Origin of the sequence: Micromonospora sp. NPDC093277, assembly GCF_044765245.1 — a bacterium.
Lineage (GTDB): Bacteria > Actinomycetota > Actinomycetes > Mycobacteriales > Micromonosporaceae > Micromonospora.
Genome location: NZ_JBIWJO010000001.1, coordinates 119,107 through 132,807, shown reverse-complemented (window position 1 = coordinate 132,807; position 13,701 = coordinate 119,107). Strand labels below are relative to the sequence as shown.

At 71.0% G+C, this 13,701-nt stretch carries 14 protein-coding genes; 5 read left to right on the top strand and 9 right to left on the bottom strand.

The window, feature by feature from the left end; genetic code table 11:
* Positions 1-51: 51 nt before the first annotated feature.
* From ACIRG9_RS00605 to ACIRG9_RS00580, 6 genes are all read right to left on the bottom strand, one after another.
* A complete protein-coding gene (locus tag ACIRG9_RS00605; RefSeq protein ID WP_402848109.1) occupies positions 52-1,020 on the bottom strand; it encodes an NAD(P)/FAD-dependent oxidoreductase in 969 nt (322 codons plus the stop codon).
* A gap of 103 nt (positions 1,021-1,123) precedes the next feature.
* Positions 1,124-1,783 (bottom strand): rhomboid family intramembrane serine protease, encoded by a 660-nt coding sequence (locus ACIRG9_RS00600; protein ID WP_402848107.1) that lies wholly within the window; start codon positions 1,781-1,783, stop codon positions 1,124-1,126.
* A gap of 112 nt (positions 1,784-1,895) precedes the next feature.
* A complete protein-coding gene (locus ACIRG9_RS00595) occupies positions 1,896-2,576 on the bottom strand; it encodes a lytic transglycosylase domain-containing protein (protein ID WP_402848105.1) in 681 nt (226 codons plus the stop codon).
* Positions 2,577-2,965: 389 nt separating this feature from the next.
* Positions 2,966-4,372: a PhoH family protein gene (locus ACIRG9_RS00590; RefSeq protein WP_402848103.1), complete on the bottom strand. Its 1,407-nt coding sequence runs from the start codon at positions 4,370-4,372 to the stop codon at positions 2,966-2,968.
* Between the two features lie 345 nt (positions 4,373-4,717).
* Positions 4,718-5,140, bottom strand: coding sequence for a hypothetical protein (locus ACIRG9_RS00585; RefSeq protein ID WP_402848101.1), 423 nt, complete (start codon positions 5,138-5,140; stop codon positions 4,718-4,720).
* A 34-nt stretch (positions 5,141-5,174) separates the two neighbouring features.
* A complete protein-coding gene (locus ACIRG9_RS00580) occupies positions 5,175-5,516 on the bottom strand; it encodes a hypothetical protein (protein WP_402848099.1) in 342 nt (113 codons plus the stop codon).
* 264 nt (positions 5,517-5,780) lie between these two features.
* Between ACIRG9_RS00580 and ACIRG9_RS00575 the strand changes: the two genes are divergently transcribed.
* The 3 genes from ACIRG9_RS00575 (at position 5,781) to otsB (ending at position 7,626) form a co-directional block, all read left to right on the top strand.
* Positions 5,781-6,218, top strand: coding sequence for an XRE family transcriptional regulator (locus tag ACIRG9_RS00575; protein WP_402848097.1), 438 nt, complete (start codon positions 5,781-5,783; stop codon positions 6,216-6,218).
* Positions 6,219-6,380: 162 nt separating this feature from the next.
* Complete coding sequence (locus ACIRG9_RS00570; RefSeq protein ID WP_402848095.1) at positions 6,381-6,734, top strand: hypothetical protein; 354 nt, start codon at positions 6,381-6,383, stop codon at positions 6,732-6,734.
* 70 nt (positions 6,735-6,804) lie between these two features.
* On the top strand, positions 6,805-7,626 hold the full coding sequence (otsB, locus tag ACIRG9_RS00565) for a trehalose-phosphatase (protein WP_402848093.1): 822 nt from the start codon (positions 6,805-6,807) through the stop codon (positions 7,624-7,626).
* Positions 7,627-7,758: 132 nt separating this feature from the next.
* Here the strand turns inward: otsB and ACIRG9_RS00560 are convergent, their stop codons facing one another.
* The 3 genes from ACIRG9_RS00560 to ACIRG9_RS00550 all read right to left on the bottom strand — a co-directional run bounded on the left by ACIRG9_RS00560 (position 7,759) and on the right by ACIRG9_RS00550 (position 11,784).
* Positions 7,759-8,529 (bottom strand): isoprenyl transferase, encoded by a 771-nt coding sequence (locus tag ACIRG9_RS00560; RefSeq protein WP_402848091.1) that lies wholly within the window; start codon positions 8,527-8,529, stop codon positions 7,759-7,761.
* Between the two features lie 73 nt (positions 8,530-8,602).
* Positions 8,603-9,739: a geranylgeranyl reductase family protein gene (locus ACIRG9_RS00555; protein ID WP_402850177.1), complete on the bottom strand. Its 1,137-nt coding sequence runs from the start codon at positions 9,737-9,739 to the stop codon at positions 8,603-8,605.
* 203 nt (positions 9,740-9,942) lie between these two features.
* Positions 9,943-11,784: a phosphoenolpyruvate carboxykinase (GTP) gene (locus tag ACIRG9_RS00550; RefSeq protein WP_402848089.1), complete on the bottom strand. Its 1,842-nt coding sequence runs from the start codon at positions 11,782-11,784 to the stop codon at positions 9,943-9,945.
* A gap of 536 nt (positions 11,785-12,320) precedes the next feature.
* On the opposite strand from ACIRG9_RS00550, the gene ACIRG9_RS00545 reads away from it, so the two are divergent.
* Positions 12,321-12,857: a GtrA family protein gene (locus ACIRG9_RS00545; RefSeq protein ID WP_402850174.1), complete on the top strand. Its 537-nt coding sequence runs from the start codon at positions 12,321-12,323 to the stop codon at positions 12,855-12,857.
* A gap of 63 nt (positions 12,858-12,920) precedes the next feature.
* Entirely contained in the window at positions 12,921-13,616 is a 696-nt protein-coding gene (locus ACIRG9_RS00540) for a GtrA family protein (protein WP_402848087.1), read from the top strand.
* The last annotated feature ends 85 nt before the right edge of the window (positions 13,617-13,701 follow it).

Below are 13,701 nucleotides of genomic sequence, written 5' to 3'. Positions count from 1 at the left end.
CTGTGGCGACTGACGGTCTCGATCAGGCCACGCTCCGGTGAGGATCGGGCCTCAGCTGCCGTCGGAGGAGTGCCCAGGGAAGAGGTGAGCGGTCGGGTCGATCGTGACGGCCGCGTTGTTCACCGCCGTGGCGGCCTCACCGAAGCCGGTCGCGATCAACCGGACCTTGCCCGGATATTCGGTGATGTCCCCGGCGGCGAAGATCCGGGGCAGGTTGGTGGCCATGGTGCTGTCCACCACGATGTGCCGCCGGTCCAGGGTCAGCCCCCACTCGGCGAGCGGTCCGAGGTCGGCGGTGAAGCCGAGCGCGGCGACCACGGTGCTCGCCGGAACCTTCTCCACCTCGCCACCGCGTACGGTCAGCTCGGCGCCGGTGACCTGGTCCTCGCCGTACAGCCGGGTCACCTCGGCGTTGACCACCACCCGCACGGGCAACGACCGCACCCGGGCGACGGTCGAGGCGTGGGCGCGGAACTTCTCCCGCCGGTGCACCAGGGTCACCGACCGGGCGATCGGCTGGAGGGTGACCGCCCAGTCGAAGGCCGAATCGCCGCCGCCCACGATGACCACGTCCTGGCCGGCCAGCTCGGCCGGCTGCGGTACGAAGTAGACGATCCCAGCGCCCAGGAATCCGTCGGCCACCGGCAGCGGCCGGGGCGTGAAGCTGCCCAGCCCGCCGGTCACCAGCACCGCACCGCAGTGCAGCTGCTCGCCCCCGGCGAGGCCGAGCACCGGCCGCCCGTCGACGTAGGCGAGCTTCTCCGCCCGGCTGCCGAGCAGGTACTCGGGGTGGAACGGGGCGGCCTGCTCGACCAGGTTCGCCACCAGTTCGCGGCCCTTGATCGCCGGAAAGCCGGCGACGTCGAGGATGAGTTTCTCCGGGTACATGGCGGTCACCTGGCCGCCCGGCTCGGGCAGCGCGTCGATCACCGCCACCGAGAACCCGCGAAACCCGGCGTAGTAGGCGGCGAACAGGCCGGACGGACCGGCCCCGATCACGGCGACATCGACCTCGCGCATGGCGTACCGTCACTTTCGGTCACGGATCTACGCGTGCTGATGCCGACGGTAGGCGGGCCGAGGCCCCGGGGCAAGCACGTCCCGCGAACGCGCCGACGGCCGGTCAGCCCAGAGTGGTGGTCGGCGAGCCGGGCCGCGCCGACGCCGACAGCTCGAACCGGCGGCGGAACAGGATCGCCGCCAGGATCCCGCCGAGCAGTCCGAAAAGGTGCCCCTGCCAGGAAATATGCTCGTCGGTCGGCAGGATGCCGATGAGCTGCCAGCCGTAGAGCAGGCCGACCAGCAGCACCACGGCGAAGTTCCACCAGCTCCGTTCGACGATGCCCCGGGTGAGCAGGATGCCGAGGTAGCCGAAGATGACCCCGCTCGCGCCGACCACCACCGAGTTGGGCGAGCCGGTGAACCACACCCCCAGCCCGCTGACCAGGATGATCACCAGCGTCGACCAGAGGAAGCGGCGGGTGCCGGCGGCCAGGACGAAGGTGCCGAGCAGGATCAGCGGGATGCTGTTGCTGTAGAGGTGGTTGAAGTCGGCGTGCAGGAAGGGCGAGAAGAACACCCCGTCGAGCCCCTGGATCCGGTGCGGGATGATCCCGGCGGCCACGTCCAGGTTGAGGCGCAGACCGACGTCGAGTGCCTCGACGAGGAACAGCACCGGCACGACCGCGCACATCGCAACGAAGGCTCGGCCCAGTGAGGCGTAGAACGCCTCGCTGCCGAACCGGTAGGGATCGTCGCCCGTCGGGCCGCCGCGCCAGGTCACCTGTCAACAGCTATCAGTAAACGGCGCTGGCCGCCACTCGCGTCCCGGGCCGGATCGCCGGCACGAGGGCGGGGTGTGTGGATTCCCACGCACCCCGCCGCCGTCAGTCCGATCAGTACCAGCCGCTGTTCTGCGAGTGCTGCCAGGCCCCGCACGGCGTGTCGTACCGGCCCTTGATGTAACCGAGGCCCCACTTGATCTGGGTGGCCGGGTTGGTCTTCCAGTCGTCCGCGACCGTGGCCATCTTGCTGCCGGGCCTGGCCTGCGGGATCCCGTACGCCCCGGAGCCCGAGTTGAGGGCCTTGTGGTTCCAGCCGCTCTCCTTGGTCCAGAGCTTGTCCAGGCACGGGAACTGGTCGATGGCGAAGCCCTCGTCCAGCATGATCGCGCAGCCGATCTGACGGTTGCCGCTGTACTCCGAGCAGGAGGTCGGGATCGGCCCGTCGTACGGCTTGGCCGCCTTGGCCTCGGCTTCCAGCCGCTCCTTCTTACGGGTGGCGGCCGCCTCCTCGGCCTTGCGGGTCCGCTCAGCGGCGTCCTTGGCCGCCGCGACGGCGCGCAGCTTCGCCTGGTATTCGGCGGCCCGCTGCCGGGCCAGGTCCACGCGCTGGCTGGCCTGCCGGTCACGCTGGTACGCGTATTCCGCCCGGTCGACGTGCAGGCCGACCTGCGCGGTCAGGCCCTGTTGCTGGGTCTGTCGGTCTTCGCCCAGGTAGTAGCCGCCGGCAACGCCCACGGAGAGCAGCGCGACAGCGGCCGTGCGGGCGCCGAACCGGCTCCACAGCCGACTCACGAAGTGGTCCCTTCGTCGGGTGCAAGGACACGACGCGACGTGTGGCCGTCCGTGGCCGTGCCGGCGCCGTGAGCGCCCCGACCCTCGCGGTCGTCGCCGCCGCACCGGTGTCCGTGGCTCTCCGCCCTCCGTGGCGGGCGAGGCCAGATGATCTTCCCGGTGCGCGCGACGGCTCCAGGGACGGCCTCAGGTCGCTGCGACGTCACACGCGCCGAACTGAGGTCGTCCTAGCTGCGCGGGGTCAGCCGCGCCGAACTGGAGTTGTCGGAGGCGCTCGATGGACACCATTGCGCACAGTGAGGCGGATGGGAAACCGACAGGGGTAATTGTGATCTGCACCACAGCGGCATAGGCCCCCAAAGGGGGACAAAGTCGACGCCGAAGCGGGCTCAGAGCGGAGTTTCCTCCAGCAGATCAGTCACCATGGCGGCAATCGGAGAACGCTCCGAACGGGTGAGGGTGACGTGCGCGAAGAGGGGATGGCCCTTCAACGCCTCGATCACCGCGGTCACGCCGTCGTGCCGGCCCACCCGCAGGTTGTCCCGCTGGGCGACGTCGTGGGTGAGCACCACCCGCGACCCCTGCCCGATCCGGGACAACACGGTGAGCAGGACGCCCCGCTCCAGCGACTGCGCCTCGTCGACGATGACGAAGGCGTCGTGCAGGCTGCGGCCCCGGATGTGGGTCAGCGGCAGGACCTCCAGCAGGCCACGGGACGTGACCTCCTCCAGCACGTTCTCGTGCACCACCGCACCGAGGGTGTCGAAGACCGCCTGGGCCCACGGCGACATCTTCTCCGACTCCGAGCCGGGCAGGTAGCCGAGCTCCTGGCCGCCGACAGCGTAGAGCGGGCGGAAGACGATCACCTTCTTGTGCCGGCGACGCTCCATCACCGCCTCCAGGCCGGCGCAGAGCGCCAGCGCGGACTTGCCGGTGCCGGCCCGGCCGCCCAGCGAGACGATGCCGATCGACTCGTCCAGCAGCAGGTCCAGGGCGATCCGCTGCTCCGCCGAGCGGCCGTGCACGCCGAACGCCTCCCGGTCACCGCGGACCAGCCGTACGGTCTTGTCGGGCAGCACCCGGCCGAGCGCCGAGCCGCGCGTCGAGTGCAGCACCAGCCCGGTGTGGCAGGGCAGGCCGGCGGCGTCGTCGAGGTCCAGCGTCTCCCCCGCGTACAGCCGGGCGATGTCCTCCTCGGGGAGCTGCAGCTCGGCCATGCCGGTCCAGGTCGGGTCGCTGGCCTGGCCGTGCCGGTACTCGTCGGCCCGCAGGCCGACCGACGCCGCCTTCACCCGCAGCGGCATGTCCTTGCTGACCAGGGTGACCTCGCGCCCGTCGGCGGCCAGGTTGAGCGCCACGGAGAGGATCCGGGCGTCGTTCGAGTCGGTCCGGAAGCCGGGTGGCAGCACCCCGTCGTCGGTGTGGTTCAGCTCCACCCGCAGGGTGCCGCCCTGGTCGTTGGCGGGCACCGGTCGGTCCAGCCGGCCGTGCTTCACCCGCAGCTCGTCGAGGATCCGCAGCGACTGGCGGGCGAACCAGCCCAGCTCGGGGTGGTGCCGCTTCCCCTCCAGCTCGGAGATGACCACCAACGGCAGCACCACTTCGTGCTCGGCGAAGCGGTGGAACGCCGCGGGGTCGGAGAGGAGGACCGAGGTGTCCAGCACGTAGGCCGGGCCGGCTGGTCGAGGCTCCTCGGTGCTGGCGGACGCGGCGCGACGGCTGCGGCTGGTCCGGCGGGTCGTGGCAGTCGGTGCCGGGGTCTGGTCGGCACCGGCTCGGGTACGGCGAGTCGTCACAGGCCTGCTCCGCGGGCGGGCACCCGCCGCCCGTGTTCCGCCTCGTCCGGTGCCCGGTGGACACGGGGTCGGATGCGGGCCCCGTGCGCGAGGTCGCAGGTCCGGGCTGTCCGGCTGGCTCGGGAAAACCCCGTGCCATGCCTAGACGCTAATGTCCCGAAGGCCCTTCGGCTAGTGCGAGACGTTGATCCCACTCGACAGGGAGATGAACGACCCGCGGCGGTCCCGGCCGGGATGCATGCCCCCTGCGCGCATCCCGGCCGGGGGAGCCGCCGTCACCGGTCTGACGTCGGCTCCGACGGTGCGCGTCCGCCGCGGACGGCACACCGTGTCCTGGGGCGGGCCTCAGCCCTGTCGCCGGACCAGGGTCCCGGTCTGCCGGCCGCCCACGGCACCGGCAGAGGCGCTGAAGGAGGACCCGGTGTACGTGGTGCCCTGCCGGGTGGCGAGCCCGCCGAGCTGTGTGGTCGCGCCGGCCCGTGACGGCGGGCCGGACGCCGGCCGGGCGGCGACCGCGGCGGGAGCCGCCGTGCCGGCGACCGGGACCGTGGCGCGCGTCGCCGCGGCGGGGCGGGTCAACGCCGAGGTGATCGCGGCCTGCGCGTCGCGCCGCCGCCGGTTCCAGGCGCCCCGGTCACCGTCGAAGTACCCCTGTCGGTAGCCGAACCGGTAGCCGATCCGGTAGCTGAGCTGACCGTGCAACCGGCCCGCCGCGTAGGAGGTGGAGCCGAGCACCAGTACGAGCACGACGGCGAGGAACGGGCTCATCCGGTCACCCCCGCTGGCGGCGCGGCCCGCCGGGTCATCGTTCCTCCGGCTCGACCAGGGGGTCGATGACCAGCAGCTCGTCCAGGTCGGCGGTGCTGACCTCCTCGACCAGTTCGACGCTGATCCGGCAGCCGTCCAGGATCACCTCGGCGACCGAGGAGCGCCGGATCTCGCCGCCGGCGTCGTAGACCCGCACGCTCAGCTCCGGGCAGCCGAGGTGGGTCCGCCAGGCCGTCCACTCGTCCCGGTCGCCCACGCTCAGCGAGAGGTAGCGGCAGCCCCGCGCCAGGTAGAGGCGCCACGGGGCGCTCAGTCCGGCGGCCACGCCGTCCGCGATCAGGCCGAAGGCCTGGGCGCGGGTCGCGAGCTCGGTCACGAGACCCCCTCGTCACCCGCGGAGTGACGCATGTGAGCACTAATCGTCTCATGCACGTGACACACCGTAAGTTGTCCCATGAGCGTGACAGTATCAGCTTTTCGTCTGTTTACCGCCGTCCTGGCGTCCATCTATCCTGCCCGGGTGACACCCCTCAAGAGCAGCACCGAATCGTTTACCGGAAATCCGAGGAACCCGTCACGTTGGCGTGACAGCAGTGCGCCGGGGCACGCCGGCGCGACCGGCCGGCCGTACGGTCACGGAGTGACCGAGACCACCAACGCACGGAAGATCGCCTTCGCCACCTTCGTCCGCCGGGCGCTGGCCGACGCCCGCACCATGCGGGCGTGGAGCGGCACCGAGGTCTCCCGGCGCACCGGCGTCTCCCGCCAGACCATCAACCGCTGGGTACGCGGCGACTGGGCCAGCGACCCCGAGGCGGAGCGGGTAGTCGCCTTCTGCGAGGGCCTGGGCCTCAATCCGGCGGCGGCGTTCACCGCTCTCGGGTGGGACCGCACCACCACCCCGCGCACCGCCCCCGCCCCTGAGATGGACCCGGACGTCGAGGCGCTGCTGCGCCGGCTGGTGGACCCGAACGTCTCGGATGCGGAGAAGTTCCACATCCGGGAAACCATCCGATATCTCGCCTACCGCCCGACTCTTCCGGCCGATGTCCGTAATAGCGGTAAAGAGGCCGGGTAGTTCCTCAGATGGCGAAAGAACGGAAGGTAAGACCCGATCGTTTCGCTCCGGGGCCGGAACGGGCACGCTAGCGTCCCTATTCGTACTGCTCGGGCTCGTCGTCGGCGGGGGGACGGGACAAGGCCGAACCCGGCCCTGCGGGACAGAAGGAGGGGTCTGTCCATGACCCTGAAATGGTGGGCAGTCGTGGTCGCGGTGATGTCGGTGACATCGTGTGTGACCGGCAACGTGGTGGTCGGCGTGCTGAACGGCGGGGAACTGCCCCTGGTCGTCAACCTCTTCACCCTCACCACGGCCGGCACCGCGGTGGTCCTCGCCGTCGTCGCCGAACTGCACGACCGGCTCAACGACCGGGTCAGCGCGCTCACCGAGTTCCTGGTGGCGCGGCTCAACGAAATCGAGGCGCACACCGGCGACCGGAACGCCGGATTCGTGGAGGGTTACCTGCTCAGCAACGGTCCGGAGGCGGCCGTGGTGCCGTTCGAGCGGCGCGGTCGGGGAGCCGCCGAACGCTGAACCGCCGCGACGCCCGCGCGTCACATCTCGGCCACGAATAGGCCCTCGTGTCCGGGGTACGCTGACGCGCGTGTCGCCGTTGAATCTGGGCAACCAGCAGCCGACCCCGTTGGACGCCGAGCACGCGTGGCGTGCCACCGCGGCCCGCTCGGCCGACGTGGTGTTCTTCTTCGACTTCGACGGCACTCTCGCGCCGGTCGGCGACGACCCCACCGCGGTCCGGCCCGCCCCGAAGGTGCTCGCCGTGCTGGAGGCGCTCGCCCCGCACGTACGCCGGATCGCCATCGTCTCCGCGCGTCCGGTGGAGTTCCTCCGCGACCACCTCGGCGGCCTCGCCGGCATCGACCTGTACGGACTCTACGGCCTCGAGCACAGCCACTCCGGCGGCGAGACCGTCACCGAACCCGCCGCGCTGCCCTGGGTGCCCACCATGTCCGAGCTGGCCGAGCAGGCCCGGGCGGAGCTGCCGCCGGGCGCGCTGGTGGAGTTCAAGCGGCTCTCCGTCGCCCTGCACTGGCGGACCGCCCCGCAGCTCGGCGACCTGATCCAGGAGTGGGGCCGGGCCCGGGCCGAGCGGCTGGGCCTGCGCTGCCAGGCCGGGCGGATGGTACTGGAGCTGAAGCCCCCGGTCGACCGGGACAAGGGCATGGTCATCGGCGAGGTGGTGCGCGACGCCGGCGGTGCCTGGTACTTCGGCGACGACGTCTCCGACATCAAGGCCTTCGCCGCCGTGCGCGCCCGGGGAGCCGCCGACCCGGACTTCGTCGGGGTCTGTGTCGCCGTCGCCAACCCGGAGACCGGTCGCGAGGTCGCGGACGCGGCCGACCTGACCCTGGACTCCCCCGCCGCCCTGGCCGACTTCCTCACGGCCGCCCTCCCCCACCTGGCCTGACCGGCCGCATCGCGCGGCGCCTCCGGTCGCGTCCCTGGCGCGCGCCGGTCATGGAGCAGGGCCGCCTGACACCGAATCGGGTGAAGCGGGCGCCACCCATCCATGATCGACGCGCTGGGCGGCGGGTCGGGGTCAGACGCCGAAGCGGCGTTGGCGGGTGGCGTAGGACCGCAGGGCGCGGAGGAAGTCGACCCGGCGGAAATCGGGCCAGTTGAGCTCGCAGAAGTAGAACTCGGAGTGGGCGCTCTGCCAGAGCATGAAGCCGGACAGGCGCTGCTCGCCGCTGGTCCGGATGATCAGATCCGGATCGGGCAGACCCTTGGTGTAGAGGTGCTCGGAGATGTGGTCGACATCGAGGGTGTTGGCCAGCTCCTCGATGGTGCCGCCGTTCGTGGCATGCTCCAGCAGCAGCGAGCGGACGGCGTCGGCGATCTCGCGCCGGCCCCCGTACCCGACGGCGATGTTGACCTGGGCGCCGCCGCTGCGGTCCCGGGTGCGCTCCTCGGCGGCCTTGAGCGCGACGGCATGGTGCGCCGGCAGCACGTCGAGGGCACCGACCATGCGCAGCCGCCAGGGGTTGCCGTCCTCGGCCAGCTCGGTGGTGAGGTCCTCGATGATCTGGAGCAGCGGATCCAGCTCGGCGGCCGGGCGGGAGAGGTTGTCGGTGGAGAGCAGCCAGAGGGTCACGTGCCCGACACCGGCCGCGTCGCACCAGCGCAGCAGCTCCTTGATCCGCTCGGCGCCCATCCGGTGGCCGTCGTTGGGATCGACGAAGCCCATGTCCCGGGCCCATCTGCGGTTGCCGTCACACATCACGCCGACGTGCCGGGGCACCGGCTTGCCTGCGAGCTTCGCCGTCAGCCGGCGCTCGTACACGGAGTAGAGGAGTTTCCGCAGAGTCATCACCTTGCAGGGTAGCGACCCAACTTGAAGATCAGTGTCGAGGTGGCTGATCCCCCGGCGGCGCGGCGCGGCGTCAGACGCGCCGAGCCGAAGTTGCCGTGCGCGTGAGACCAAATCCGATCTTGCCGAGGGTACGGGCGTCGAGGCGTCCGTCGCCCAGCCCCAGCTCCACCACGGTCCGATAGACCCGGTCGTCCCGGCTGGCCGCACGGACCGCCGCGTCCACCACCGCCCGCCGACGGGCCAGCCACGCGGCGACGGAGCTGTGCCGCAGGTGCGTGCCGAGCCGCTGGCGGAGCGTGTCGGCGTACCGGCGGGCCGCCTGGTCCGGAGCACCGGCCGCCGCCGCGCCGGCCAGCGCCCCGGAACGCAGGGCGTAGAAGATGCCCTCGCCGGTGAACGGATTGATCAACGACAGGGCGTCCCCGGCCAGCACCACCCGCCCCCGCCCCGGTGCCGGCCGGTGCGTGGACAGCGGCAGGTGGTGGGCGCGCAGGTCGGTGACCACGGCTGGGTCGGTACCGGGCAGCAGGGCGGCCAGCCGGTCGAGCAGATGCGCCCGGGTCAGCGGCTCGCCCCGCAGCACCTCCCCGTACCCGACGTTCGCCCGACCGTCGCCGATCGGGAACGACCAGGCGTACGCCGGCCAGCGCGGCGACGAGGTGACGATGAACTGTTCGGGCGGGCCGGGCAGTGCCGGGGCGTAACCGCGGATGGCCAGGGCGAGATGCCGGTCCGGGTTGACCGGGTGGCCCAGCGCCCGGCGGAGCACCGAGCCCGCGCCGTCCGCCCCCACCACCGCCCGGGCGGACAGCTCCCCGTCCAGCACCACTCGATCGGCGCGCACCTCCACCCGGCGTACGGTGTGCCGGCGCAGCTCCGCCCCGGCCGCGACGGCCGCCGTCACCAGCCGGGCGTCGAACACCGTCCGGGGCACCGTGTACGCGGGCCGGGGCAGCGCCCGGGCCACCGTGCCGCCACCCGGGCCGGAGAGGCGCAGCACGGGCAGCGGAGCGTACCCGTCGACCGCGCCGGTCACGCCCAGCTCGGCGAGGACGTCCAGCGCGTGCGCGGCGATCCCGTCGCCGCAGGGCTTGTCCCGGGGGAAGTCGTACCGGTCCAGCAGCAGCACCCGGGCCCCGCCGCGCCGGGCGGCCAGCGCCGCGGCCGACCCCGCCGGCCCGGCCCCCACCACGATCACGTCCCACACCTCGCCCACCCGCCCATCCTGCCCCACCCACCCGATCCGGATCGACGGTCGTGAGATGGACGGCGATGTGGATCTCCCCGACCGCCGCCAACCTCATGTTCGACGGCGCCGGCAGCCCAACGGCGGACGGCCGCCGGACCTCGACAGGTCGGCGGCCGTCCTCACGGCGATCCGTTGGCGCCCGGCGCGGGCGGCCCTCAGACCTACTTCTGCGGCTCCACGTCGAGCCGGGCGCGCAGGGCGTCCAGCTCGGCCCAGAGGACGCCGGGGAGCTTGTCACCGAACTTCTCGAACCACTCGGTGACCAGCGGCAGCTCCTTGCGCCACTCCTCCGGGTCGACCTTGAGGGCGATGCGGACGTCCTCCGGGGTCATGTCCAGGCCCTCGACGTCCAGCGCGTCCTGGCCCGGGACCATACCGATCGGGGTCTCGACGGCCTCGGCGCGGCCCTCGATCCGCTCGATGACCCACTTGAGCACCCGGGAGTTCTCGCCGAAGCCCGGCCAGAGGAAGCTGCCGTCCGGGTCCTTGCGGAACCAGTTGACGTAGTAGATCTTCGGCAGCTTGGACTCGTCGCCGTCGACGCCCTTGCCCATCTCGATCCAGTGGCGGAAGTAGTCGCCGCCGTTGTAGCCGATGAACGGCAGCATGGCCATCGGGTCGCGACGGACCACACCGACCGCGCCGGAGGCGGCGGCCGTGGTCTCCGAGGAGAGCGTCGCGCCCAGGTAGACGCCGTGCACCCAGTCGCGGGCCTCCGTGACCAGCGGGACGGTGTCCCGCCGCCGGCCGCCGAACAGGATCGCGTCGATCGGGACCCCGTTCGGGTCGTAGTAGTCCTCGGCCAGGATCGGGCACTGCGTGATCGGGGTGCAGAACCGGCTGTTCGCGTGCGAGGAGAGACGGTCGCTCTCCGGCGTCCAGTCGTTGCCCTTCCAGTCGACCAGGTGGGCCGGCGGCTCGCCCATGCCCTCCCACCAGATGTCGCCGTCGTCGGTGAGGGCCACGTTGGTGAAGATGGAGTTGCCCCGGTCCAGCGTCCGCATGGCGTTCGCGTTGGTCTTCCAGTCGGTGCCCGGCGCGACGCCGAACAGGCCGTACTCGGGGTTGATCGCGTAGAGGCGGCCGTCCGGGCCGAACCGCATCCAGGCGATGTCGTCACCGATGGTCTCGACCTTCCAGCCCGGAATGGTCGGCTCCAGCATGGCGAGGTTGGTCTTGCCGCAGGCCGACGGGAACGCGCCGGCGATGTGGTAGACCCTGCCCTCCGGCGAGGTGATCCTGAGGATCAGCATGTGCTCAGCGAGCCAGCCCTCGTCGCGCCCCATCACGCTGGCGATCCGCAGCGAGTAGCACTTCTTGCCGAGCAGCGAGTTACCGCCGTAGCCGGAGCCGAAGGACCAGATCTCCCGGGTCTCCGGGAAGTGCGAGATGTACTTCGTGTCGTTGCAGGGCCAGACCACGTCCTGCTGGCCGGGGGCGAGCGGGGCACCGATCGAGTGCAGCGCGTGCACGAAGTCGGCCTCGTCACCCATCGCGTCCAGGATCTTCGACCCCATCCGGGTCATGATCCGCATTGAGGCGACCACGTACGGGCTGTCGGTGATCTCGACGCCGAACATGGGGTTCTTCGCCTCGACCGGGCCCATGCAGAACGGAATGACGTACATGGTGCGGCCCCGCATCGAACCCCGGTAGAGGTCCGTCATGACGCGCTTCATCTCGGCCGGGGCCATCCAGTTGTTGGTGGGGCCGGCGTCCGCCTCGTCGACGGAACAGATGAAGGTGCGCTCCTCGACCCGGGCGACGTCCGTCGGGTCCGTCCGGGAGTAGAACGAGTTGGGCTTCTTCTCGGGGTTCAGCCGGATCAGGGTGCCGCTCTCGACGAGTTCGTCGGTGAGGCGGCGCCACTCCTCATCGGACCCGTCCACCCAGACCACCCGGTCGGGGGTGGTCAGTTCCGCGACCTCACGTACCCAGGCGAGCAGTTTGGGGTGGGACGTCGGGGCCTGATCGATACCCCGAACAGTAGCCGGAGCAACCATGTCACATCTCCTTGTGGTCGACGCTGACCGATGTATGGGATGCACGAGTTCTGGCGAGCCGTGGCATCGCCTTCGTGGAAACCTGGGATTGGGCTCAGCGTAAACCGGGCTGCCTCGCGAGTCAGTGGGACTGGTTGTGAAGAACTGCACAAGGTACGGCCACGCTGCGGCATCGCGATCTGATACCCGCTTTCGCGCGCAGTTTCACGCAAATCCTGCGGAAAACCTTCGGCCCGCATCGGCGGTGGCGGTCCCGGCGGATGCCTGATGCGCGGAAGGCAACCCGGATGTCGTGAACCACGATTCCGCGATCCCGGCCACGATTACGGCACGGCCGGTTACGCTGCGCTCATCGGCTCCGGAACGGCCACAGCGGCGTCCGGAACGGACGGCGCGCACCCAGCGGACTCACGATCGTCGATCGGCCCCGGCCCACCCGGCCGCGGGGCCGGCCGGTGACCTCGCGCCGGCCCCACTCGCGGTTGCTGCCGCCCAGGGGTACGTCCAACCGGTACTCTCTGCGGGTGGCCGTGACGATGACCGGAGACCAACCGGGGGCTCCGCAGACCCGTCGGGGTCTGCTCAGAAGCCTGCTCGACCGTTTCGGTCACCTCATCCGCGAGATGAGCAAGTTCGCCACGGTGGGGGGATTCGCGTTCCTCGTCGACCTGGCGCTCTTCAACTATCTGTCCAGCGTGCAGCACTCGGCGCCCGTGGTGGCGAAGACCATCTCCACCGTGGTCGCCGCCACCCTCGCCTTCGTCGGCAACCGCTTCTGGACCTGGCGGCACCGCCAGCGCTCGAACCCGGCCCGCGAGTACGCGCTGTTCTTCTTCTTCAACGGGGTCGGCCTGGGCATCGCCGTGGGCTGCCTGGCGCTGAGCCACTACGGTCTGGGCGCCGTCTGGCCCCGCGTGTTCCAGACCGCCCTGGCCGACAACGTGGCCAGCTTCGTCGTCGGCACCGGCCTCGGGACGCTGTTCCGCTTCTGGTCGTACCGGCGGTTCGTTTTCGCGGAAGCGGGAACTCCCCCAGTTCCGGGAACGAGCCACGACCGAGAGTCCGAGGCGTGAGCCTCCACTCATCCCGTCCCGCCGGGCCGAGCCGGCCCTGCCTGCTGCCCTAAGGTGTTTCGCATGCCTGGAGTCCGTCTGCCCGAGCGCTGGCAGAAGTTCATCCATGAGGCGCTGAAATTCGGTGTTGTCGGCGGCATCAACACCGTCCTCAATTACGCGGTGTTCAATGCGCTGGCACTCACCGTATTCCGAAACGGCCAGCTCAAGGCGACCGTGATCGCGACCATTGTGGCGACGATCACCTCGTATCTTATGAATCGTCACTGGACGTACCGCGACCGACCGTCGTCGGCACTTCGTCGGGAATACACCCTGTTCTTCCTGTTCAACGCCACCGGCCTGGCCATCGAAGTGGGCGTCCTGGCGGCGGCGAAGTACGGCTTCGGCATCACCGGCCTGCTGGCGCTGAACGGGGCGAAGACCGGCGGTGTCCTGCTGGCCACCGTGTTCCGCTTCTGGTCGTACCGGACGTTCGTCTTCCAGCCGCCGCCCCAGCACGCCGAGGAGACCTGGCACGCCATCCCACGCGACGAATGGGACAACGTGGCCGAGCTGGACCCGGTGGCGGAGCTGGCCGAGTCGGTCAGCGAGCTGGAGGAGACCGAGCCCCGGCCGAAGATACGGACCGACCACGCCCCTGTGCAGGGGCGTCCCGCCCCGGCCGACGCCGGCCTGGGCCGTACCCTCGGGGCCGGTCTGAAACCGGAGCTGGCCACCGAGTTCCAGGGCGGCAGCCGCCGCCTCCCCCGCCCCTGACCCGGGCGCCCACGGCGGCCCGGCCCGCCCACCATCGGTCGATCATGAAGTTGCCGCCGCCCGTACCCGGCGACAACTTCATGAT